Origin of the sequence: Halobacillus sp. BAB-2008 (genome assembly GCF_000328325.1) — a bacterium.
Classification (GTDB): Bacteria; Bacillota; Bacilli; order Bacillales; family Halobacillaceae; genus Halobacillus.
Window position 1 is genome coordinate 1 of sequence record NZ_ANPF01000051.1, and the last position, 21,162, is coordinate 21,162.

General features: G+C 47.0%; 26 protein-coding genes. 22 read left to right on the plus strand and 4 right to left on the minus strand.

The features are described 5' to 3' along the window. Positions 1-759 precede the first annotated feature (759 nt). The 12 genes from D479_RS19955 to D479_RS11860 all read left to right on the plus strand — a co-directional run bounded on the left by D479_RS19955 (position 760) and on the right by D479_RS11860 (position 8,622). Positions 760-1,080 carry a hypothetical protein gene (locus D479_RS19955; protein ID WP_008637303.1) on the plus strand — a complete coding sequence of 107 codons (321 nt, stop codon included), beginning with the start codon at positions 760-762 and terminating at the stop codon, positions 1,078-1,080. Continuing rightward, the gene (locus tag D479_RS11815; protein ID WP_008637305.1) at positions 1,077-1,862 is read left to right on the plus strand and encodes a DUF4037 domain-containing protein; all 786 of its coding nucleotides are present in this window, start codon (positions 1,077-1,079) and stop codon (positions 1,860-1,862) included. The genes D479_RS19955 and D479_RS11815 overlap by 4 nt, the downstream gene beginning before the upstream one ends. Positions 1,863-2,065: 203 nt before the next feature. Beyond that, entirely contained in the window at positions 2,066-4,408 is a 2,343-nt protein-coding gene (helD, locus tag D479_RS11820) for an RNA polymerase recycling motor HelD (protein WP_008637307.1), read from the plus strand. A 159-nt stretch (positions 4,409-4,567) separates the two neighbouring features. After that, complete coding sequence (locus tag D479_RS11825) at positions 4,568-5,146, plus strand: type 1 glutamine amidotransferase family protein (RefSeq protein ID WP_008637310.1); 579 nt, start codon at positions 4,568-4,570, stop codon at positions 5,144-5,146. 12 nt (positions 5,147-5,158) lie between these two features. Continuing rightward, positions 5,159-5,326: a hypothetical protein gene (locus D479_RS20760; protein WP_161484894.1), complete on the plus strand. Its 168-nt coding sequence runs from the start codon at positions 5,159-5,161 to the stop codon at positions 5,324-5,326. Between the two features lie 13 nt (positions 5,327-5,339). Beyond that, positions 5,340-5,627: a hypothetical protein gene (locus tag D479_RS11830; protein ID WP_008637314.1), complete on the plus strand. Its 288-nt coding sequence runs from the start codon at positions 5,340-5,342 to the stop codon at positions 5,625-5,627. A gap of 19 nt (positions 5,628-5,646) precedes the next feature. Continuing rightward, complete coding sequence (locus D479_RS11835) at positions 5,647-6,063, plus strand: GNAT family N-acetyltransferase (protein ID WP_008637316.1); 417 nt, start codon at positions 5,647-5,649, stop codon at positions 6,061-6,063. 27 nt (positions 6,064-6,090) lie between these two features. Further along, positions 6,091-6,468, plus strand: coding sequence for a DUF4440 domain-containing protein (locus D479_RS11840; protein WP_008637318.1), 378 nt, complete (start codon positions 6,091-6,093; stop codon positions 6,466-6,468). Positions 6,469-6,565: 97 nt separating this feature from the next. Beyond that, entirely contained in the window at positions 6,566-6,964 is a 399-nt protein-coding gene (locus D479_RS11845) for a DUF1259 domain-containing protein (protein WP_008637320.1), read from the plus strand. A 33-nt stretch (positions 6,965-6,997) separates the two neighbouring features. Further along, complete coding sequence (locus tag D479_RS11850) at positions 6,998-7,720, plus strand: AAA family ATPase (RefSeq protein ID WP_008637322.1); 723 nt, start codon at positions 6,998-7,000, stop codon at positions 7,718-7,720. A gap of 2 nt (positions 7,721-7,722) precedes the next feature. After that, the gene (locus D479_RS11855; RefSeq protein ID WP_008637325.1) at positions 7,723-8,076 is read left to right on the plus strand and encodes a DUF4181 domain-containing protein; all 354 of its coding nucleotides are present in this window, start codon (positions 7,723-7,725) and stop codon (positions 8,074-8,076) included. 54 nt (positions 8,077-8,130) lie between these two features. After that, positions 8,131-8,622 carry a GNAT family N-acetyltransferase gene (locus D479_RS11860; RefSeq protein WP_008637327.1) on the plus strand — a complete coding sequence of 164 codons (492 nt, stop codon included), beginning with the start codon at positions 8,131-8,133 and terminating at the stop codon, positions 8,620-8,622. 190 nt (positions 8,623-8,812) lie between these two features. On the opposite strand, the gene D479_RS11865 is transcribed toward D479_RS11860, so the two are convergent. Next, positions 8,813-9,142 (minus strand): hypothetical protein, encoded by a 330-nt coding sequence (locus D479_RS11865; RefSeq protein WP_008637329.1) that lies wholly within the window; start codon positions 9,140-9,142, stop codon positions 8,813-8,815. A gap of 151 nt (positions 9,143-9,293) precedes the next feature. Here D479_RS11865 and D479_RS11870 point away from each other — a divergent pair, with 151 nt between their 5' ends. Continuing rightward, the gene (locus D479_RS11870) at positions 9,294-10,049 is read left to right on the plus strand and encodes a class I SAM-dependent methyltransferase (RefSeq protein WP_008637331.1); all 756 of its coding nucleotides are present in this window, start codon (positions 9,294-9,296) and stop codon (positions 10,047-10,049) included. Between the two features lie 41 nt (positions 10,050-10,090). Here D479_RS11870 and D479_RS11875 read toward each other — a convergent pair whose 3' ends face one another. Beyond that, positions 10,091-10,759 (minus strand): DsbA family protein, encoded by a 669-nt coding sequence (locus tag D479_RS11875; RefSeq protein ID WP_008637333.1) that lies wholly within the window; start codon positions 10,757-10,759, stop codon positions 10,091-10,093. A gap of 231 nt (positions 10,760-10,990) precedes the next feature. Here D479_RS11875 and D479_RS11880 point away from each other — a divergent pair, with 231 nt between their 5' ends. From D479_RS11880 to D479_RS11900, 5 genes are all read left to right on the plus strand, one after another. Continuing rightward, positions 10,991-11,404 carry a BlaI/MecI/CopY family transcriptional regulator gene (locus tag D479_RS11880; RefSeq protein WP_008637336.1) on the plus strand — a complete coding sequence of 138 codons (414 nt, stop codon included), beginning with the start codon at positions 10,991-10,993 and terminating at the stop codon, positions 11,402-11,404. Position 11,405: 1 nt separating this feature from the next. Then, positions 11,406-12,254, plus strand: a complete 849-nt coding sequence (locus D479_RS11885) for a M56 family metallopeptidase (RefSeq protein ID WP_008637338.1) — start codon at positions 11,406-11,408, stop codon at positions 12,252-12,254. 53 nt (positions 12,255-12,307) lie between these two features. Further along, positions 12,308-12,706, plus strand: a complete 399-nt coding sequence (locus D479_RS11890; RefSeq protein WP_008637340.1) for a DoxX family membrane protein — start codon at positions 12,308-12,310, stop codon at positions 12,704-12,706. 114 nt (positions 12,707-12,820) lie between these two features. Beyond that, positions 12,821-14,014, plus strand: coding sequence for an alpha/beta hydrolase (locus tag D479_RS19960; protein WP_008637342.1), 1,194 nt, complete (start codon positions 12,821-12,823; stop codon positions 14,012-14,014). Positions 14,015-14,312: 298 nt separating this feature from the next. Beyond that, positions 14,313-14,747, plus strand: a complete 435-nt coding sequence (locus D479_RS11900) for a hypothetical protein (protein ID WP_008637348.1) — start codon at positions 14,313-14,315, stop codon at positions 14,745-14,747. Positions 14,748-15,164: 417 nt separating this feature from the next. Here D479_RS11900 and D479_RS11905 read toward each other — a convergent pair whose 3' ends face one another. After that, on the minus strand, positions 15,165-15,503 hold the full coding sequence (locus D479_RS11905) for a hypothetical protein (RefSeq protein ID WP_008637349.1): 339 nt from the start codon (positions 15,501-15,503) through the stop codon (positions 15,165-15,167). 582 nt (positions 15,504-16,085) lie between these two features. Here D479_RS11905 and D479_RS11910 point away from each other — a divergent pair. Then, positions 16,086-16,529 (plus strand): putative immunity protein, encoded by a 444-nt coding sequence (locus D479_RS11910; RefSeq protein ID WP_206536241.1) that lies wholly within the window; start codon positions 16,086-16,088, stop codon positions 16,527-16,529. Positions 16,530-16,655: 126 nt separating this feature from the next. Continuing rightward, complete coding sequence (locus D479_RS11915) at positions 16,656-16,964, plus strand: DUF5316 family protein (RefSeq protein WP_008637351.1); 309 nt, start codon at positions 16,656-16,658, stop codon at positions 16,962-16,964. 56 nt (positions 16,965-17,020) lie between these two features. Here D479_RS11915 and D479_RS11920 read toward each other — a convergent pair whose 3' ends face one another. Then, the gene (locus D479_RS11920) at positions 17,021-17,779 is read right to left on the minus strand and encodes a sporulation protein (protein WP_008637352.1); all 759 of its coding nucleotides are present in this window, start codon (positions 17,777-17,779) and stop codon (positions 17,021-17,023) included. A gap of 205 nt (positions 17,780-17,984) precedes the next feature. Between D479_RS11920 and D479_RS11925 the strand changes: the two genes are divergently transcribed. Together D479_RS11925 and D479_RS11930 are read left to right on the plus strand one after the other, a co-directional pair. Beyond that, positions 17,985-18,704, plus strand: a complete 720-nt coding sequence (locus D479_RS11925; RefSeq protein ID WP_008637353.1) for an ABC transporter ATP-binding protein — start codon at positions 17,985-17,987, stop codon at positions 18,702-18,704. After that, on the plus strand, positions 18,673-21,135 hold the full coding sequence (locus D479_RS11930) for an FtsX-like permease family protein (protein WP_008637355.1): 2,463 nt from the start codon (positions 18,673-18,675) through the stop codon (positions 21,133-21,135). The genes D479_RS11925 and D479_RS11930 overlap by 32 nt, the downstream gene beginning before the upstream one ends. The last annotated feature ends 27 nt before the right edge of the window (positions 21,136-21,162 follow it).

Here is a 21,162-nt window from a genome sequence, read left to right on the forward strand (position 1 = left end):
TAATAAATAAACATAACATTACGATTTAATTTAATAAGGAGTCAAATGGAACGAGGGAAAAGTTACCTGTTATTTATGCTTGAGGATCTATTGCAACTTGGGGGGCAAGTTTCAGGAAAATAAGAGACTATTCTACTGCTTTTGGTAATTTTTATGATAACGGATATACTGGATACGATGTTAAGGCTGAAACAAACAAATTTAGCTAGAGATAAAAAGTAATTCTTATACAAAGAGAAAATTTATGATTAATAAAGTTTACTTTAGTAGTAGTTTTATTAGCATTACTAATTACAGTAGGTGTAGGGCAAGCCGATATTCCTGATTATGAGAACTTCAATAATACGATGGGTTGTTTTAACAGTAGTGGCTACACTACTGTTAACTCTGGTTTAGCGTTTACAGGGACTTAACTAAACCAGAATAAATGGTGTTAATTATTGTCGTTTACTGCTGTATTTCTTGTCATTCAGTGGTAAAAAGTACGTCAAGGTTGTTATATTTCCTTAGCTGCAATTAGTAGTAGAATTCTACTGATTATCTCAGTAATTTTATATTTTGTTTGATGGTTTACACATTGATTTAATATAGTTAATTAGCACATAGCTCTATGTGAAAACAACTCGATACTGAGTGTTAAATTGGAAGTTTCTTATTTGTAATAATATCAACACTAAATTATAACAGGGGCAATGAATTTAGAATATTTTGAAACATCTAATATACTCAAACGTATACAAAATAAAGGGGGGGATGATGATGAAGCATGTGTTTTGGTCTTCAGCGACAATCGTGGCCATAGCGGCGGCCAACTGGCTTATTGCCGCCTTCTTGGGAGGAGCGGTGATGGATTATGCCTTCCTTACCGGTTTAGCGGCGGCTACCACCGTTGGCTTTTTTAATTCTTCCGGGGGATTTGCATCGGATGCCATCCGTCTGAGTGCCCAGGCACAGACGGGCATCAAAGTGGAGAAGGATAAGCAGACCTTCCGGCCGACGGTCGTTTTTTATACGGCTGTCGTTTATACGATCGTCGCTCTTATCGCCACGATCATTTATTACAAGGATTATTTCCTGTGAGGGGAGCGGATCTGGTAAAGAAAGCAGAGGCGCAGGCCGCGTTTTACGCGGAAAATCCGAAGGTGGAGGTGATCTTTCTTGCGGGATCGGTCGCGCGCGGATGGGATGATGCGTTTTCGGACATTGAATTGCACATCCTTTGGAAAGCGCCGCCGACGGAGGAGGATCGAATCGGCCCGGTTTCTGAGGTGGGTGGATCGATTCTGAGCTTCGAACCATATGAAGACGAAGAATGGTCGGAAGCCTACACCGACGAGTCGGGGCTGAAGTTTGAAATCAGCAGTTTCCTTACGGAGACAGTGGAACGGTACATAACAGACGTCGTCGAAGACGGAGAGTTCGATTATGATAAACAGTGCATCCTGTCTTCCATTCAGGATGGAAAGATTCTTTATGGAAAAGCGCAGGGGCAACGGATGAAAACAAGGACGGATGCTTATCCGGATGTGCTCGCAGCGAAGATGATTTCTGAAAACCTCGAGCTGACGAATCGCTGGAGCAACCGACAGGCGCTGAAGGTCCGCGGGGACTGGTTGATGTTTTATGATCTTGTGACGTTTGTCCAGAAAAAGTTGATGGGCGTATTGTTCGGCATGAACCGGATGTATGTCCAGCATCCTTCTTTCAAGTGGATGGTATGGAACATAGACAGAATGGAAGAAAAGCCGGACCGTTTTGGCGAGCGGATGTCCACCCTTATCTCTAAAGATCCCGCGGATACGCTCGCTGACTTGGAAGCGTTGGTGGAAGAGGTGCGGGCCTTGGTATCGAAGCGCGGTTGACAGGTATTAAAAAAACAGCGGAGCTCTATGCTCCGCTGGTTTTATCTATATTCTCAAAAAGTATTGCATAGGGAAGAAAGGTATGGTAAATTTAATCAGTGACTCTATTTTAATTATTGAACATAAGTATCCATTATAAATTATAACTTAAAAAGGGCGCGGAGTCAATAGCGGATGCGTTTTTTTCTAAAGGAGGACTTATTTTGGGCGACGAAATACAGAAAGAACAGAGATATTTGGATATGGTGATGGCAGATATCGCAAGGCAGATCGGCGTATTGGAAGCGGACGCCGCCAAGCGGAAAGAAGAAGTGATCCATATCCGTAAGCACTTTTGGGATGATCTGAAAATCAACATGGATACGTTCGACGACTATCTGGAAACGATCATCGGGATGAGACAGCAGGCGCAGGATCTGTCGGTCAGTCAGGGAACGCACAGACAGGCCTTCCACCGCTTGGAAAGGCTGAAGCGGGTGGAAGAAGTTCCGTATTTCGGCCGGATCGATTTCAGAGAAGAGGGTCAGGAGGAAGCGGAGTCTGTTCATATCGGGATATCGACGATTACGGATGAAGCCGATGAATCGATTCTCATCTATGACTGGCGGGCCCCGATTTCAAGTGTCTATTATGACTATGCGCCGGGCCCTGCCGCCTATCACACACCGGAGGGCCGCATTCACGGGGAGCTTGAAAAAAAGTGGCAGTACAACATTAAGAATGGTGTCATTGAGTCCATGTTTGATACGAGTGTGACCATCGGGGATGAAATACTTCAGGGAGTTCTTGGCCAGGGTTCCAACAAACACATGCAGAGCATCGTTGCAACCATCCAGAAAGAGCAGAACAAGATCATCCGGCATGTGAAAGGGAAACTCCTGATGGTTCACGGCGCAGCGGGCAGCGGCAAGACGTCGGCCGCGCTCCAGCGAATCGCTTATTTCCTGTATAAATTCCGGGAAAACTTGAGAGCGGACCAGATCATCCTTTTTTCTCCTAATGCTATGTTCTCCAATTACGTCTCCCACGTCCTGCCGGAATTAGGGGAAGAAAATATGGAGCAGGAAACATTCCAGGACTATTTGGAGTACCGGCTCCAGGATTCCTTCTCCGTGGAAGGTCCTTACGAGCAGCTGGAGTACATGCTGGAATGCACGGACGACCCTGATTACGGCGTAAGAAGGGCAAGTGCTCAATTTAAAGCCTCCTCCGTTTTCTTTGAAGGGATGAAAACATACCGCGACATGCTGGAGTCCTCCGGCATGATTTTCCGTGGGCTGAAGTTTCGCGGAAAATCGCTGGTCAAAGCAGCGGATATCGCCGAGCGCTTTTATACGGAGGATACAAATTTCCGTTTCAACAACAGGATCGAGAAGCTGAAGGACTGGCTTCTCGAGATGATCGACCGGATCGAGGTTAGGGAACTGGAAAAGCCGTGGGTCCAGGAAGAAATCGAGCTGCTCAGTAAAGATGATCTCCAGAAGGTATATTCTCGTCTGGATAAGGAAAAAGAATACGAAGACGGCACGTATAAATTTTATGAAAAAGAACAGGAAGTCCTTTCCCGTTTGATCGTCCGTAGAAGGTTGAAGCCGCTCCGCCGAAAGATCGAGGCGCTTCAGTTCATCCATATCAAGAACTTGTATCGTCAGATCTTCGATGAATCTCTCCATGACAAGTTGTGGGACGACAGTCGTATACCGGATGAGTGGTCCCGTATTTGTGAAATGACGAAGGAGGCGTTGAAGGAAGGGAAGCTGTATCAGGAAGATGCGACGCCTTACCTTCTTTTGAAGGAGCTTATTCAAGGCTTCCAGTCAAATAACGCCATCAAATATGTGCTGATCGATGAAGCGCAGGACTATTCGGTGTTCCAATTCGAGTTCATCAAACGATTGTTCCCGAGAGCCCGCATGACGGTGTTGGGAGATTTCAATCAGGCGATATTCGCCCACGCGGACCAATCGGTGAACTTTGATTTTCTGAGTGGGTTGTACGGACCAGAGGAAACAGAAAGCATTACGCTGGATCGCAGCTACCGGTCGACGAAGCAGATCATTGAATTCACAAGAGAGCTTGTGCCGGAAGGGGAACAGATCAAGGCGTTTGAGCGGGAAGGAGAAAAGCCCACGCTGACCACGCTTGATACCCGGGAAGAGCTGCATGCAGAGATCGTGTCCCGGGTCGCTGCGTTGAAACAGGAAGGCCACCATACGATTGCCATCATTTGTAAATCGGCTCGGGAAAGCGCGGATGCCTTTGAGGGACTAGGGGCAGTAGACGACCTTAAGCTCGTTAAGAAAAGCACGGACGAATACGAGCAGGGTGTGGTCGTCCTTCCGTCCTATCTTGCAAAAGGGATCGAATTCGATGCGGTCCTTATTTATGATGCATCGGATCGGGTCTATGGAGAAGAGCACCTGCGCCGGCTGTTTTATACCGCCTGTACGCGTGCGATGCACACGCTTTACCTGTACAGTGTCGGGGAGCCGACGCGTCTGTTGAACGGAGTATCTCTTGGCACGGTTCTCGCTGTGTGGAAGTGAAACGGAGATCTATGATAATGGTAAAAAAGCTTATCCTGATGGGTAAGCTTTTTTGCTGTCTCAAAGGAAGAGGGCTCCTTTCCATTGTTAAATATGTTAAAAAAATGAAATAAATGATAAATTGTTAATAGACAGGATTCATAAAGGGAGAGGGTTCAGATGAAGACGGTGCTCGTGTTTGTTACAGATGGTTATGCGGATTGGGAAGTGGGCTACATAACGGCGGAGTTGAATAAACCGGGAACGGGGTACAGTATCGAAACGATGGGGATTGATAAGGAACCGAAAGTGTCGATGGGCGGTATGACGGTGCTGCCCGATTATCAGTTGGGCGACCGCTTGGACCCATCTCCTGCTATGGTCATATTTCCGGGCGGGACGGGATGGAGAGAAGAGAAAAACCAGCAGGCGGAAGCGCTCGTACGGAGTTGTTTGGACCTGGATGTACCGGTAGCGGCCATCTGTGATGCAGCGACGTTCCTCGGCAGGCATGGGTTCCTTGATAATCGGAAGCATACCGGTAACTCATTGGCATATTTGAAGGAAGGGGCGGCTGCTTATGAGGGAGACTCCTTGTATATAGAGGCGCAGTCTGTTCGCAGCAGCGGTTTGATCACGGCTAACGGCAGTGCGGCGCTGGAATTTTCGCGGGATATTCTTACGGAATTGAACGTAATGGATGAGCGCGGTCGCGAGGAATGGTACGGCTTCTTTAAAGAAGGATTCCTGCCAAATTGAGGGGGAAGTGAGATGAATAGGAAAAGTAAATGGAAACGGAAGAAAGCAAGGAAGTCTGATTCCGGCGACTGGCTGGATATTCTGTTATTCATCCCTGAATTGCTGCTGCTTCCGTTCCGACTCCTTCTTTGGATGCTCCGAATGGCCGGGAAGGCGCTCCATTCTTTATTCGACTGGTGATGGAGGTGGGAACATGATGGATGATTTGCAGGCTTTTCTCGAGTCGGAAATTACTGATCAGGAGTACTATGAAGGCATTCTTGCCTTTATCCAATCTCCCAATATAAGGAGCGGGGAATATGAATGCAATACCTTCATTGTGAGGAAGATTAATCGCTCCAGCTTTCTCATTTATGAGGAGTTCGAGGTGGACGGACGTGTAATAACGCAGGGGGAAACAGCGTCTTCTCATGACAATCTAGTGAAACAAATGCAGGAATGCGCGCAAAAACAGGGGTTTACCCTCTGTCATTATCCATAATCGGGAAGGAGGAGGAGAATTGAGAATCATAGAAGAAGAAAAACTGGAGGATTATGTAAGGGAGAAAGTCATCGAACATAACATGCGTATGCTGCCGGATGAGCTTAAGACGCCGAATGAAGATATCAGTTTCCTGTTGAAAGAGGACGACGATACGATCGTCGGAGGCATTACGGCGAACATGTTCTGGCATCACATGCATATTGAATTCTTCTGGGTGGAGGAAACATTAAGAGGAAAAGGATACGGAAGTGCGCTGCTTGAAAAAATGGAAACGGCCGCCCGCGAAAAAGGATGCCGCTTCATCCATTTGGATACGTTCAGCTTCCAGGCACCGGACTTTTATAAGCGGCATGGATTCGAGGTGTTCGGAACACTGGAGGATCACCCGGAGGGATTCGCGCAGTATTACATGGTCAAACGGTTCGACCGTTGAAGATTATTCATAGAAAGGAGCATATCTATGGAAAAAATAGAAAAAGTACTGGACGCGTATTTTTCTGCTTGGAATGAGGGATTTGCTACGAAAGAGGCTGTGGGCATACGAGCGTTTATGTCCAAGGATTTCGTCGGTTATTGGTCCCGGTCGGATATTCTGCAGCCGGATCCATATTTCTACGACTATGACTTGGAAGCTGTCTTGAAGCAGATGGATGAGGCGGAGAAGACTTTTGAAGTCGCTTCTATAGGGGAGAGGAAGGACGGGCAGGAGAGGATCGTGCTCGGGAGGGAGACCAACGTCATCCAGGGAACCGCCTTTACTGCACAGTGTATGTTCGTTTGGAGGAAAGAAGCGGATGATTGGAAACTCGTGAAGGAATACATAGAACTGGAAAGATAGGAAGTAAAATTGGGTTGTTCAGAAACGATGCACCTTCTTCTGAACCGCTGAGCAAGCGAATATACATGGACGAATAAAAGAAGGAAGGACTGATTTCATGCCATCCTCCCTATGTGATCATTTCGCTGAGCTGGTAAACGGCAGGAGCCGCTTGGAACACGGGACCTGTACCGTATCGCTGCATCGGACTTTCCAGGCCGCGGTTCAAGGCCGTCCTAGTCGGGCGGTCGTCCCTGTCGGTCTTTCTTTTGAATCCCTTGATACGAATGGAAGAGCTTTGTGTCTTGCAGAAGTAGCGGTATTAGAAGAGGAAATACCGGGTTTTATGCGTGCCGTTGTCCAGCAGGGACTGGTTGTGGGCGCGCTTCATAATCATTGGCTGTATATGAATCCGACTGTCATGTATATGCACATCCAATCAGTGGAACCGCCGCTTGATTTCGCCGGTAAAATGGCGCGGGCGTTTTCATCGTTAAGCAGTTATCCCGTCCCTTGATTAGAAAGAGAACAACAATAAAGGAGGCAGCATATGTTTTTGAAAGAAATCCGTCTCCTGCGAGAGAATATCGAATCCTATGAAGCTTATCCTTTTTCCATACCCGCCATCCGGAGCCTTGACCATCTCGATCTGAAAAGCCGTGTGACATTTTTCGTCGGAGAGAACGGATCCGGAAAATCGACGCTGCTGGAAGCCGTCGCCGATATGTGCGGCTTTCACACCGCCGGCGGCGGGCGCAATAACACGTATGATGTTCATGCTGCAGCGTCTGACCTCGGTGACTATATCAGGCTTTCGTGGATGCCGAAAGTGTCCAGGGGCTTCTTCCTACGAGCGGAATCTTTCTACAACTTCGCTACTCATATCGAGGAAGTGGGGGCGCTCGGAGGCTACGGCGGCCGCTCCCTTCACAAGCAGTCCCACGGGGAATCGTTTCTTTCTCTGTTTACGAACCGCTTCCAAGGGAAGGCGGTTTACTTGCTGGATGAACCGGAAGCGGCCTTGTCCCCGCAACATCAGCTCTCTTTTTTGAAGATTCTCCATGACTTGGAGACAGAAGGGGACAGCCAGTTTCTCATCGCCACCCATTCCCCGATCCTGCTGGGCTACCCGAATGCGGATATCCTCTCGTTCGACGGCGGGAAAATCGAACGGATCTCTTATGAAGAAACGGATCACTATCAAATAACGAGGGCTTTCCTTGAAAAAAAAGAGCGTATCCTTGATGAACTGTTCCGGGAAGAAGAGGGATAGGTATGGATATTCTTTTGTTTTTTATCAGCGCCGGTCTGCTTATGTATCTGTTGGATAAATACCTCCACCGGTGGTTAGGCGTAAACAAGGTTGACCTGTCAACGACGAAAGCGTGGAGAGTGGAGCGGTGGGGAAGTCGTCTATTCTTCATCCTCTTTCTCCTCCTGTTATGGAGCATAGATCGGACAGCTGAGAACTGGTTTTGGTTATTTATCAGTGGGATTGTTGCTTTTAACAGTTTCCATGCTCTGCTTGAGTGGATGTATATTAAGAACTCCAGGCAGTTTGTCGTAACGCTCCTGCTTATGGTGTCTGTCCTCCTTCTTTTACTCGCAGGGCATTATGTCATTCTCTGAGAACGGTCGAGGAGATGGTCCATTCGCTCGCACTCTTTTATGAAGGAGGATACGATGATAGATACAGAAAATATAAAAATCATGGAAATAGAAAGCCGATTTGAAAGAGAAGCGAAGCGGGTGATCCTTGCCGGAATGGAAGAGTATTTCGGCTTTATCGACCATTCTCTGAATCCTGATTTGGATGATATTTTATTGAGCTATCAAAAGGTGGGCAGTAAATTTCTTATCGCCGTCTTTGAAGCCCGGGTGATTGCGACGGCAGCTGTGGTGAAAGAGGACGAAGGTACGGCAAGGCTCGTGCGTATGTCTGTCGTGAAGGAATTCAGGCGGTCCGGGATAGGAAGAAGGATGCTGCGCTCTATGGAAAGGTATGCGTTTCAAACCGGGTACAGGAAGCTGGTGCTGGAAACCCATCGGGAATGGGAACAGGCTATCCGGTTTTATATGGATAATGGTTATGAAATGTACGTGGATGATGGACAGAGGGCTCACATGTGGAAGGATGTAATCACCAATTCCTGTTCGCCGGAGGACTTCTCCTGACCATTGTAGAAATATGTAAGGAGAGATGTCGGAAAGCGGAGGGATACGGATGAGTTTTTGGACATGGTTTGCCATTTGCCTTGCATTGTTCAGCGGTATTTTTGCGGCGAATTCCAAGAAGAAAGATCAGTGAGGGGCGGGCTGTTCATTTTTTGTAAGTATTAGTTTAAATAGAGGATGCTCCCTTTCCTTAATTTATTCGTTGAACAGCACTTTTCTCTTCGTCTTTCCAGGAATACAGCACCTGTTCTCCATTCTTTTTATTGACAGCTACATCATAGTTGAACGGGGGAATGCCGGCTTTCGCTTTTATGACAGTAATTTCATCAATTGCTTCTTTCGCAAGGCCACTGTCTTCGTTTGTAATTTCCCACATAACAGCAGCTAAGAGTTCTTCTCTATCATGTAGCTCCTGTTGGGAATAGTTTTGTAACATCTGATACATGGAGAAAATAGATAGACAAACAAGGGCGGCCGCTAGTATGAGAATGGTCCATTTACTTTTTTTCCCTTTTAACATAGTAGTCTCCTTAATGGTTTTTTTTGGTTATCACAAAATAAGGGAAGGTCATTTCGTGAATGATATGTAAAATTATGTATTACATTCAATCATGAAAATTACTCTTTATAAATCTCTCATTGGAAAATGAGGATTGAAATGAGGTGAGGAAATGTTCGGATTTTACAACTCTTTATCTGCAGAAGTGTATGACCTGGATAAACCGATCGGCCATTCCTTCGGGGATATCGAATTTTATTTGGACCATCTGGGCGGGGTGAACGGCAGACTATTGGAGCCTGCCGTCGGCACCGGCCGGCTGTTGATTCCGCTGCTTGAAAATGGATATGACGTGGACGGGTTCGATTTGTCTCCGGACATGCTCGCTGTCTGCCGTAACAACTGCCGGCAGAGCGGGGTTGCTCCAAAGCTTTTCGAAGCGGATATGACCGACTTCGACCTGGGTGAGGAATACGGGACGATCGTAGTACCGACCGGGACGTTCCTTTTGATTCATGAACGGGAGAAGTCGATCGCGGCCCTCCGGCAGTTTCATCATCATTTGAAAACAGGAGGAAAACTGCTCCTCGATGTCTTTCTGGAGACGGATATCCAACTCGGGAAGGTGTCTGTGAAGCAGTGGGACTGCCCGAACGGGGATACGATTACGCTGGAAGCGAAGCAGGTGGAAGTGGATTACATCCGTCAGTATGTCGTTTCGCATCATCGGTATGAGCGGTGGAGAAATGGGAAGCTGATGGAAAGTGAACAGGAGCGTTTTCCGACCCGGTGGTACGGAGTGGAGGAATTCTCTCTGGTTCTGCAAGCGTGCGGGTTTGAGGTGAAAGAGATATCTGCAGATTATAAGCGCGGAGTGTATCCGTCAAAGCCCGATCAGGTCATCACATTTGAAGCAGTGAAAAAATAAAACAGGCAGAGGAGCGGATGTGCTCCTTCTGCCTGTTTCGATTATTCTCCCTGTGCTTCCTCAACAGCCTGTACGAAATCTTCATGCGTGCTTCCTTCAAAGCGCTCGCCGTCAATGAACAGCGCAGGAGTGCTGGTGACGCCCCACTCTTTCACCAGATCCAAGTCGCGCTCGACGGCATCTTCTCCTTCGCCGTTCTGGTACGCTTCCAGTACGGTTTGTGCTTCTTCCTCGCTTGCAATGCTTTCCAGCGTCTCTACGAGGTAGTCTTCCGTATAGACTTCTTCCTGCTCTTCACCAGGGTTCTGTTTTTCATACAATAGGTCATGGAATTCCCAGAACGTTTCATTTCCAAGTTCCTGATAAACGACTTCGGCGAATTCAGCCGACCGTTTGGAATCCTCGTGGATGAACGGGTAGTTGACGAAATAGAACTTCGCTTTTCCTGTCTGAATGAGGTCTTTATCGATCAATGGGTACGTATTTGCGGTAAAGTCTTTGCAGTACGGGCACTTATAGTCGCCGAACTCGACGATCTTCACTTCTGCATCCTCATCTCCAAGATAAGGCTGTCCTTCATAGGTGTCTGCGGATGGTGCATCCCCGGAGCCTGTATCATCATCGGAATTCGTTGCTGCATAGACCCCGATGATTCCTGCGATGACTACGATGCCGAGAAAAACCAACATCCATATCCATGGCTTCTTCATGAGTTGTCCTCCTGTCCTTCGTGTAAACGTATGATCAGTCAGGGATTCTGCTGTTGTGCTTGTTACTTTTCCCCTTATCGATCGTGTGGAAGCTTCTTCTTCCTCTAAAAAAGAGTGGAAAGTTCCTTCACCAAGACACTACATGATGTAGTGTGAAAAGTCAAAGGGGAAAATTCGCGTCTTGACGGGGAGGGAAGTCTACACTACAATCTGTAGTTGAGAGGTGTAGAGATGAAAATTCAACCGTTCAAAACAAATGAAAAAGGGCTGAACCGTTTCTTTGGACCGCTGGAAGCGCGTGTAATGGATGTGCTTTGGGACGGATCTGAAATGTCGATCAAAGCTGTCAAAGAAAGACTCGATCAGGAGCAGGAGGCGAAGTTCAATACGGTCATGACCGTGATGAACCGTCTCGTTGATAAAGGTGTGCTTACAAAGCGGATAGAGAAGCGGAAATCGTTATATACTCCTGTCCTTACAAGAGAGGAATTCCTGAACGATCAATCGAAAGAGCTGACCAAAGGAATCATGGATGAATTCGGTTCGCTTGCCGTCAATCACATGCTGGATGCCTTGGAGGAAGCGGACCCCGGCTTGCTTGAGAAGCTGGAGAAGAAGGTGCAGCAGCTGAATAAGGAGAAGTAGAATGAAAATCAGGGAGCTCAAGTTTCTTTTTGTCCTGTCGTTTCTGTTGATCAGTGCGGTCATTGCTCAGATGTCATGGTACGGCTTCTATGTGGTGACGAGCCATAATTTATTTTTAAACATCGCAAAAGTCTGTCACAACTGGCTGCAGGCCATCGACGTGTCGCCGCTGAATGCTCTTCTCCAGCTGCTTGCGATCTCGACAATTGTACTTTTTCTGATCCAAATCGGAAGGCAGTTCCGGCTCCATCACCGGTTTCACCGGAGGATGGAAGCCCTGCGTGATGAACCGTTGACTACCGAGGTCAGAGAGACGACCGGCTTTGGGAACAAGAACCTGATCGTTGTCCAAAGTGACGAGTGGATGGCGCTCACATGCGGGTTCCTGAAACCGAAAATCATTCTCTCGTCCGAAATGGTAGCAGGTTTGGAGAAGGATGAACTTCGTGCGGTCGTTTATCATGAAGGGTATCACCAAAGATATTTCGATCCGTTGAAGAAATTACTCATCCAGACCCTTACCGCAGCATTCTGGTATATTCCGATACTAAAGTGGGTGGCGGAACAATATCATGTCTGTAAGGAGCTGGCAGCCGATCAATATTCGATTGACCAGATGGACAATGATTTGTATCTGAGTGCCGCGCTCTTGAAGCTCGTCAGGAATGGACAAGGAAAAGCGGCGCATTCGTTCGCTGTTTCTTTTGCCGATACCGCGGTCAATTATAGGATCCAGCAGCTGGTTAAGCCGGACGAGCAGGTCAAAGTAGCGGTTCCATTAGGGTCAGCACTGTTATCTTTCATCATCTTTTTAGGGATGACGGGCATGTTCATCATCGCCCTTCCCTAAAAATTTTTAAATCAAAGCACTACATAGTGTAGTGAATCAAGGAGGAAATAATAATGAAGACAACGACAAGTATGACTATTTTAAGGGTGGTTCTGGGAATCATATTCCTCGTCCACGGAGCACAGAAGTTTTCCGGAGGAATATCCAACACAGCAGGTTTCTTTGACAGTCTCGGCATTCCCGGGGTGATGGCGTATGCCGTCGCCGTCATTGAGCTTCTGGGAGGGGCGCTGATGATTCTCGGGCTCGCTACCCGCGTCATCGCCGGCTTGTTCATGATCGTTATGCTAGGGGCGATCTTCACTGTTAAAATCGGTCAAGGCTTCGTCGGAGGAGTCGAGTTCGATCTTGCTCTTCTGAGTATGTCCATCGCACTCCTTATCGGAGGCAGCGGTCCGCTCGCATTGGATAGCCGCTTCACAGGCAAAACATCAGAAAAGGCTGTATCCTAAAATAAACGCAGGGTTGTCTCTTAATTGGAGGCGATCCTGTTTTTTTATCCAAACGAGAATAGAAGGAATCACTGCGGAGATTCTTGAATGGTATAGAGAGAAGGGCATTGTATAGTGGAAGGAAGTGACGTAGTGGAACCGGTGGGCTACTTTGTGACAGCTCTGCTGTATGCGTCGGGTGTCTGTTTTGCGGTCGTACCAAGAAAGTGGGCGCTGCCTTTTCGGTCGCCGGGGAAGTATCTGCTGATGTTTACCGAGCTACCTTTTCATCTGCTGTTGTTCTTGTTTTTATCCACCTTTCTTGCTGTAATCGAGGGGGATTTGAATTCGGTTCTCGGCCCGGTTTCCTTCGTGATCATGGCTGCATCTGCTGCGGCCGTCCTATGGGGCATCTCAAAAAGTTTAAAAACAGCGTCCATCCTCCGGCATGCTTTTGATGAACACCTCGAAGGATGGCGCCGAACCGGTGCGCAAGCCGCCATCAGGCACAGTTTTTCCGTCCGTGCATTCCTCGGTCCTTTCCGGATATGGAGAGGAGTGAAGAGGACCCGCAATATTGCCTATGCGGATAAGGGTTCACGCAACCGCATGGATCTGTACCGGCACAAACGTTGTCCGGATCGAGTTCCTGTTTTGATTCACCTGCATGGGGGCGGTTTCGTCAGCGGGAAGAAAAGCACCCAATCGCTGCCGATGATCCAGCACTTTGTAAAGCGTGGATGGGTCTGCATCAGTGCGAACTACAGGCTTCTTCCCGATGCGGAGTTCCCGGAACCGCTCATCGATGTGAAGAAGTTGATTGCCTGGGTGCGCAGGCATGCCGGCACGTACAACATAGATCCTGATAAGATTGTCCTAGCAGGGAATTCAGCAGGCGGTCATTTGGCCACGATGGCCGCACTGACAGTCAATGATCCTGTGTACCAGCCGGGTTTTGAAGAAGCGGACACAACGATCGCCGCAGCCATCTCCTTCTACGGGTATTATGGAAGAATGGAGATGGAGAAGGAACTTTCTTCTCCTCTGAATCATGATGCGAAGGACGCTCCTCCCTTCTTTCTTGTGCACGGGGACCGGGATACGTACGTGAGCCAAAAAGGGGCGAGGCGTCTTTCTCAGCACATCGCCGGGTCCTCTGTACATCCGGTTGTTTATGTAGAATTGCCGGGTGCGGAGCATAACTTCGACTTGTTCCACTCGATTCGTGCCGAGAGTATCAGTAGAGGGGCGGCAGTGTTTGCGGAGTGGGTGATCAACAGGAAGCGTACTACCTTATCAATCTATTCCATACCTATATCTCATGTTTAAGATCTTTTAACTCTATTAGAGTGTCATTCCTAGCTTTCTATTAAAACAATTTATGCGGATTAGGGTTGGGGAATCAATTATTTTTGATATAATATTGTTCTAAAAAGCATAATATATTATGTTGAAAGACGTTCTACTTATTGTTAAGGGGTAGAATTTTGTTATTTTTCCATGGACGCTAATATTAGAGAGGATTTTAGACATTTATATAAAAAAAATCACGTGGTTTCATTTGGCTCTTCTAGTATATCACCTGAGAATGAACCTTCTAATTAAAAGAACAGAAAGCGTACCCAGCATGTTAAAGCGCGTTGAAAAAACACTTATAGACTCCGGTGTAATGAATGAGAGTTTTGAACAAGGTAAAGTAAGACCTAAAAGTAAAACTATGGAACGGCTACTTGATGCTTTTGTAGTGAACCGATCCTATTCAGTAGAAGAAGGATATTATGGGTATGTTGCAGTTTCATTAATTGAAAAGAATTGGACCATATTCATTAAGGTTTCGCTCTTTTTTGCGTTTGTCTTTGTATTCTTGTGGGTTGGTGTCAGAATATATGTGAGTTATTTCTTTTCCATTTCAGGAATTATTGCGTTGAGCATGTTTGTTGGATTGTTTGTAGCGCCGTTTCTTGGATTGTTAAGTGGTATTTTTGCTCTTGGTTGGAAAAAATACCCTTTATTATTCTTAAATCTGGGTCTTATGGTTTTCTTTAATTTCAGTCTGGTATAAGGAATCAGAATCGTGGTCCATTCAAATTTAACTGTGGTTGTAATAACAACAGCCCCCGAACGAGGGCTGTTGTCAAAAGAAGGATTAAGACATAACTTACTTAATCGTGTTATTAATATCTAAATATGGGAGATTTACAAGAACCTATTTCTTTTGTTTGTCTAATCAATTAAAAATTCACAGTTACTGTTTGATCTTCACCTAGACGCTCACTATTTCCGTTCAACGGAGATTTTATTCGTAAAGTCATAGACTTTATATCTTCAATACTTACTTCGTCTAGTAAATAGGTGGCTTGAGCCCTATATTCCCCTGGACCTCTGTAGCCGAATCTCAAATTGCCACTCATTAGGAGATTTGGTTCGATCCACTCTTCACTTTCTTTCGTTTTTAATTGAAAATGCTTTTCGTCAAAAGTTAAATTTTTTCTTCTGAAATAACTGTCATATCCATTCTAATAAACTCGGCTTCGCCTTCTGGTAGGGATTCTGATAGATTACTATTCATTTCCCCTCTTTGTAATGAGATGGCGTGGACTTTTACCGATATTGGGCCAGATTCCAAGGTTCCGATTTCTTTTTTTGAGTTAACAACTTCAAAATCACCTAAAGAAAAAACATTTTCACTTTCAGATTCTTCAGTCTTTTCATGGTCATTTTCTGTTGATTTGTTTGAAGTATCATTGGAATTGGTCTTAGAACAAGCGCTAAATAAAATAAGTGATAAAAATAAAATTATAAATAAAAAACGTTTCAAAATAAGGTCTCCTTTCCCACATCAATAGATGCTATCAAAAGTAATGTAGGTACACAAGATGGGGAAAATGAAAAAGAATGGTTATCAGCAATCTTTGTGTTTCCGGTCTAGAGGATGTTTTGGCCGATTAAAATCTATCTCGTTGATGACAATTTTTTCTAAATTGTGGTAGTCATCATCAATCGTATTTAAAGCTTCAAGAGATAGATATTCCATCCAATCTAGACAAATCTGCCGGTGTTTAAGGGAGCGTGAAGATGGGGATAGGTAAACAACAGTTGGTAAAAGGTAATATTTAACAATTGCAATCGCGTAAAAACGGTGCGGTTTTCTTAACTTAGGAAGGCAGAAAGATCAAAACCCTCACAGGCAGGGATGCGGAATAGTTTATAAACAAGGTCGAACGAACGGCTGAGGACAACAAAACGCAGGTATGGTTAGCAAAAGGGGCAGGGAATTTCATAAGAGGGAATGAACGATAGGATGAATGACATATTTTCTGATGTGAAAAGAAATATAGACAGGAAAAATAAGCTTCTATTTACTCGAAACAGCCCTTCTTTACAGTCATTAAGAGATCGCATGGCCATACAGCCCCGCAGAACGCTTGTGATGTGGGCGTTGGAGAGTGCCCGTGTTCCGCTCTTACGCCTGCAGGATCGATACCCGGAGGAAGAGAGGCCGAGGATCTGTCTGGAGCGCTGCGATGAATGGGCGCGGGGAGCTGTCAAGATGCCGGAAGCAAAGAGAGCCATCCTGGATGCGCATGCCGCTTCCAAAGAAATAGCGGATCCTGCGTATGCCCCTCTATGTCAAGCTGTCGGCCATGCTGGAGCAACTGTGCACGTAGGAACCCATGCATTAGGGTTACCGATTTATGAGTTAACAGCTCTGGTCTATGAATATGGCAGGATGGATTTTACAAGCCATGCAAGGAAAAGAATCAAGGAATACCATCACCGGCTGGATTATTGGATAGAGAATACGGATACGTGTGACCGGGAATGGGCGGAATTTCTACAATAAAAAAGGACCCGGGATCGCTTTAATCCGGGCACACAACCGGCATATCAAGCATAGCTTTTGTTAAGGGAGGATGGTCTCCTAAACGGAGGAGGTCGTCTTTCTTTGGGATAGGAAGGAGTGGACGGTGTGCGATACATCGGAATAGGTTTGATCGGTACCCTTCTGGCTCTTATTTATGGTTTTTTCACGCAGCGTTGGGAAACGACAGTGCAGATCATCGGCTGGTTCGCGCTGGTGCCTCTTCTGCTTGCCGGTCTGCTTGCGGGGGTGTTCGTCAGCGGGGATCGGAACAGAGCGAATTATCATTCCGGGGACAAGGAGACGAGGAAGGCAAGGGGCAGCTGGACGGTACGCTTCCTGCTGATCGGGGCACCGAATGCCGTCTGTGTGCTCCTCTTCGTTGTCATCGCTGTCGTCCAGAACGGCGGTTTTTAAAAGGATAGGAAAACGTCTGAGAATTGGCTTCTCAGACGTTTTTTTTATGGGAAGTATTATTGTTTAAGGGGGTCGATGGATGTCCTCAGTTTACCGGCTATCGCTGTCGTTCCTTCTTGAAGTTCTTGCTCGTCAAAGGATACTTTCACGATACTCTCGTCCATCTCCAACGCTTCTGAGAACAGCCCTTTAAGCCCCCTGGCCCGGCGGTCCACTTCCAGCATGACATCCAGTTTATTTTCGTTCAGGAAGAAGATGACCTCCAATTCGTCCAGGTAGCTGCGGTATTCCCCGTTAGGAACGAACTCGAATTCCTGGACGTACCCGTGGCGTTTCGATACCTCCATATCCACTTTCCTAATGTGAAAGCCGATGGATTCGAGTGCTTCGATCACTTTCTGGATGGACGGATGCGGAGCGATCTTAATCGGATCCCTGTCACCCGGGTCCAGTGCCATCGGAATATCCAGTCCCGTTTCAAACCAGATCGGCAGGCGGCCGTGGGAAGCGGGAGCGTGAAATGGCATTTGTATGACGAACGGTATTTCTTTCGTTTCGCCTGCCCCGATCGTTTCGTTGTCTGCAATCAAGTATTTCTCGAGCGCCACTTTTTCTTTCACTTTCTTTTCATCTACTTCGCGCACCGCTTCGGTCATCAGAAACATATGGATAGAATCGATCGACTGCTCGACATCTCCTCCTTTAATGACGACTCTCCCACGCACGTCCTCCCCGGGAACGAATTGATTCTTTTCCAATTGGGTATCCACTTTCGCAGCACCGACGCCGACACTTGCCAGGAATTTCTTAAACATAGGGCCTCTCCTCCTCTTTTTTATACCTACGTCCGGACAACACAAAAGGGTTCAAAATTTAACAGAAAACTAATTTGCGTGCATACTTAGTATAATGGTTTATTTCTTTATTTGTCACATTTAGATAATTATTCTAGGATTATTCCTACCCTTTTATATATACTTAGTATATAATGAGCGTAGATAAAGATGGGAGGGATTGTTAATGATTACAGTTAATGGTTTAACGAAAGACTTTGTCCAGGGGAGGCAGCGAGTGGACGTGTTGAAAGGCGTCGATTTGTCAGTGCAGGAAGGAGAATTCGTCGCGATCATGGGGGCGAGCGGGTCGGGGAAGAGTACGCTTCTGCAGCTGTTGGGAGGGCTGGATGCGCCGACAGACGGAGAGATGCATGTGAAGGGGCGTCCGCTGCATGACATGAAGGAGAAGGAAAGAACGATCTTCAGGAGAAAAGAATTAGGGTTTGTCTTTCAAAATTATCAACTGCTCCCGACCTTGACGGTGGAGGAGAACGTCGCGTTTCCGCTCCATGCAGATGGGAAGCTGACGAGAGAAAAGAAGGAATACGTCCATGAGCTGCTTCAATCGGTAGGGTTGGAGGGACTGCATAAGAAACGGGCCAACCTTTTGAGCGGAGGGCAGCAGCAGCGGGTCGCCATTGCCCGTGCACTTGTCAATGACCCGGCTGTCCTGCTGGCGGATGAGCCGACCGGGAATTTGGACAGACAAAAGGCGGAAGAGATTCTCGTGTTGTTTTCCAAATTCCACCGCGAACAGAAACAAACGATCGTCATGGTGACCCATGATATCTTTGCGGCGGGTTTTGCGGATCGAATCGTTCTTTTCCGTGACGGGGTCGTCGATCAGGTCATATCCAGGAAGGATCGGGACTATGCTAAATACTTGGCTGATTTCATGGCGTAATACGACGTCGAACAAGAAGCGCTTTTTCTTTACCCTGCTTGCGATTATCGTTGGAACGATGATGTTGACGGCGATGTTGATCGCGAATGAAACGACGGAAGACGTCTTTGACTATTACGAAGATATGTATGTAGCGGATGCGGACTATTGGGTGCTGAGCGAAGGGGAGACGTATCCGGAATCCACGATCGCTCCAATGGAGAATGATCCGGCTGTTACAGAGACGCTGCATGCACTTGATAAGCAGACCTTCTTCGAATTGGAGGGGGATCGTACTCTTAATGAGAGGTCTGTCCGGATTACCGGCGTCGATGATCAAAAGAGTTCTCTTTTGAAGATTCCTGTAATAGAGGGTGAGCTCGATAATGAGGGGATCGTCCTTCCGGAACCGGTTGCAGCCCTGCTGGATAAGGAAGTCGGCGATACCGTCCGCTTCACAGGCATGGGAGAGGCGAAAGTGTCTGCCATTACGGAATATACCCAGCTGCTCTCCAGTCCAAGTGACTGGGAAGGGGCGGAATCTAGCAGCTTCCGCGTCATGGCTCCACTTGACCTGTTAAGAGAGTGGACCGGGGAGGAAGATGCGCTGTCCTATGTTCGTTTTCAAACAGATGGGGATGGGGAAGCGCTGTTCCGGAAATGGCAGGAGAAATTCCAGGGGACGGGCGCCTATATCGAACCTGTCGTCGCCGATGATCTGCAGAGTAATGACATCGGAGGGCTGTACACCTTCTTCTATATCATTGCAGCACTTGCCATATTTATCAGCGGATTCATCGTGTTCAATATGATTTATACGAGCGTGATTGAGCGGAAGAAAGAATTCGCCATTATGAAGAGCCTTGGTTACACGAAGGGTTCTGTTTCCAAACTGGTTCTTATTGAAATGGTGCTTCTCGCTTTAATCGGCTCCTTCGTCGGGGTACCGCTTGGTATTTGGATGGGGGATGCATTCATGGGGGCGCTTCTGCAAGTATTCCAATTCGATATGGTTTACACGTTAAATTGGAAGGGACCTGTTTTGACCGCCTTCCTGCTCAGTCTCTGCTATCCTGTGTTGTTTTCTCTTTTTCCCATCTATCACGCGGGGAAGGTTTCTATTTTATTGGCGTTGAAGGAAGCAGGTGTCAAACAGCCTTCATCAACAAGCTATGTAGGAAGAGGGCTCGCAGGACTTGTGCTTATTTGCTGTGTTTTCATCGATCATCCAATTTCCTACGCGGCGGGAATTGCAGGTGTCCTTCTCTTGTTCCCGCTTTTGTTAGCGGGGATAGGGAAACTGACGGCCCCTTTATTCCGGTCATTTTTTCACTATCCGGGTGTAGTGGCTGTCAGGAATCTGTATCAGCAGATAAACAGAAACGCCAATACCGCTGCGATCCTCGCTGTTGGAGTAGCAATCATTTTGTTACTTAGTGCCGTAATTGAAACAGCGCCGGAAGGTTATGAAAAAGAAATTACGAGTACGTACGGCGGGGATATGAGAATCACTTCAGAGGCTCCGTGGACGCAGGATGATGTGGATAAACTGCTTACGTATAAGGAAATTACGGATGTAGAGCCTTTGTCGGAAGCTGCTCCGATTACATGGGAAACCGTGGGAGGAGAGAGGCGGCAGTTTTCGGTGCTTTCTGTGAGGGAGGAAGGCCCCGTCTTATTTGAAGAAAAGGGGACAGAAGACACCTATGCCTCCCTGGAAAAGGAATCTACGATTGCGCTTGGTGAACGGGCCTTTGATGAATGGGGCGGGGAGATCGGGGACTCCATCTTGATGAACACTCCGAACGGAGAGCAGCAGTACGAAGTGGTCGACGTCGTGAAAACCTCCCATCATGCCGGCTATACAGCTTTCATGAAGGAGGAGAACTTGGCGGATGAATTCGGTTGGAGCCAAAGCTATGATATGCTGTTAACGGTAACGAACAACGCCGACCAGGCGCTGCGCAATCAGTTGTGGCAGGATTTCGGGGAGCATCTGTCCAAGGTGCAGACAGCAGAGGAAGAAATTCAGTCCACCACTTCCGCTATTACAGGGATGAATGAATTGATCCTGTTATTGATGGTCATCATCATTGCCTTATCAAGTGTCGGTACCGCCAATACGCTGTTGATGAATACGTACGAGCGCAGGTTTGAGATCGGAACGATGCGAGCGCTCGGTTTTACGAAAAAGCAGGTGAAGACGATGATTCTGTCCGAAGGGCTCCTCATCGGCTTATCGGGCGTAGCAGGCGGTTTATTGTCTGGGGTGCTTTTCATCTATGCGACGAGTAAATCCGAACTGATGGAAGGGTTTATGACGTTCCGCCTCCCTGTACCGACGATGATGGTGGCGCTGGCTGCCGGAATTGTCTTAAGTATAGGCGCGGCGTGGATTTCAAGCCGGTCGGCAAGTAAAATCGATGTACAGGCATCACTTAAAGAAGGTTGATACATTGTCCGTTAAATATGGAATTTT

What these genes read in the sequence shown, in the direction of transcription:
- D479_RS11890 (WP_008637340.1), top strand. Translation starts at nt 12,308, where the DNA reads ATGAAGACAACGACAAGTATGACTATTTTAAGGGTGGTTCTGGGAATC.
- D479_RS19955 (WP_008637303.1), top strand. Translation starts at nt 760, where the DNA reads ATGAAGCATGTGTTTTGGTCTTCAGCGACAATCGTGGCCATAGCGGCG.
- D479_RS11885 (WP_008637338.1), top strand. Translation starts at nt 11,406, where the DNA reads ATGAAAATCAGGGAGCTCAAGTTTCTTTTTGTCCTGTCGTTTCTGTTG.
- D479_RS11875 (WP_008637333.1), bottom strand. Translation starts at nt 10,759, where the DNA reads ATGAAGAAGCCATGGATATGGATGTTGGTTTTTCTCGGCATCGTAGTC.
- D479_RS11930 (WP_008637355.1), top strand. Translation starts at nt 18,673, where the DNA reads ATGCTAAATACTTGGCTGATTTCATGGCGTAATACGACGTCGAACAAG.
- D479_RS11900 (WP_008637348.1), top strand. Translation starts at nt 14,313, where the DNA reads ATGTTAAAGCGCGTTGAAAAAACACTTATAGACTCCGGTGTAATGAAT.
- D479_RS11925 (WP_008637353.1), top strand. Translation starts at nt 17,985, where the DNA reads ATGATTACAGTTAATGGTTTAACGAAAGACTTTGTCCAGGGGAGGCAG.
- D479_RS11850 (WP_008637322.1), top strand. Translation starts at nt 6,998, where the DNA reads ATGTTTTTGAAAGAAATCCGTCTCCTGCGAGAGAATATCGAATCCTAT.
- D479_RS11840 (WP_008637318.1), top strand. Translation starts at nt 6,091, where the DNA reads ATGGAAAAAATAGAAAAAGTACTGGACGCGTATTTTTCTGCTTGGAAT.
- D479_RS11845 (WP_008637320.1), top strand. Translation starts at nt 6,566, where the DNA reads ATGCCATCCTCCCTATGTGATCATTTCGCTGAGCTGGTAAACGGCAGG.
- D479_RS11855 (WP_008637325.1), top strand. Translation starts at nt 7,723, where the DNA reads ATGGATATTCTTTTGTTTTTTATCAGCGCCGGTCTGCTTATGTATCTG.
- D479_RS11920 (WP_008637352.1), bottom strand. Translation starts at nt 17,779, where the DNA reads ATGTTTAAGAAATTCCTGGCAAGTGTCGGCGTCGGTGCTGCGAAAGTG.
- D479_RS11830 (WP_008637314.1), top strand. Translation starts at nt 5,340, where the DNA reads ATGATGGATGATTTGCAGGCTTTTCTCGAGTCGGAAATTACTGATCAG.
- D479_RS11825 (WP_008637310.1), top strand. Translation starts at nt 4,568, where the DNA reads ATGAAGACGGTGCTCGTGTTTGTTACAGATGGTTATGCGGATTGGGAA.
- D479_RS20760 (WP_161484894.1), top strand. Translation starts at nt 5,159, where the DNA reads ATGAATAGGAAAAGTAAATGGAAACGGAAGAAAGCAAGGAAGTCTGAT.
- D479_RS11910 (WP_206536241.1), top strand. Translation starts at nt 16,086, where the DNA reads ATGGCCATACAGCCCCGCAGAACGCTTGTGATGTGGGCGTTGGAGAGT.
- D479_RS11860 (WP_008637327.1), top strand. Translation starts at nt 8,131, where the DNA reads ATGATAGATACAGAAAATATAAAAATCATGGAAATAGAAAGCCGATTT.
- D479_RS11870 (WP_008637331.1), top strand. Translation starts at nt 9,294, where the DNA reads ATGTTCGGATTTTACAACTCTTTATCTGCAGAAGTGTATGACCTGGAT.
- D479_RS11865 (WP_008637329.1), bottom strand. Translation starts at nt 9,142, where the DNA reads ATGTTAAAAGGGAAAAAAAGTAAATGGACCATTCTCATACTAGCGGCC.
- D479_RS11880 (WP_008637336.1), top strand. Translation starts at nt 10,991, where the DNA reads ATGAAAATTCAACCGTTCAAAACAAATGAAAAAGGGCTGAACCGTTTC.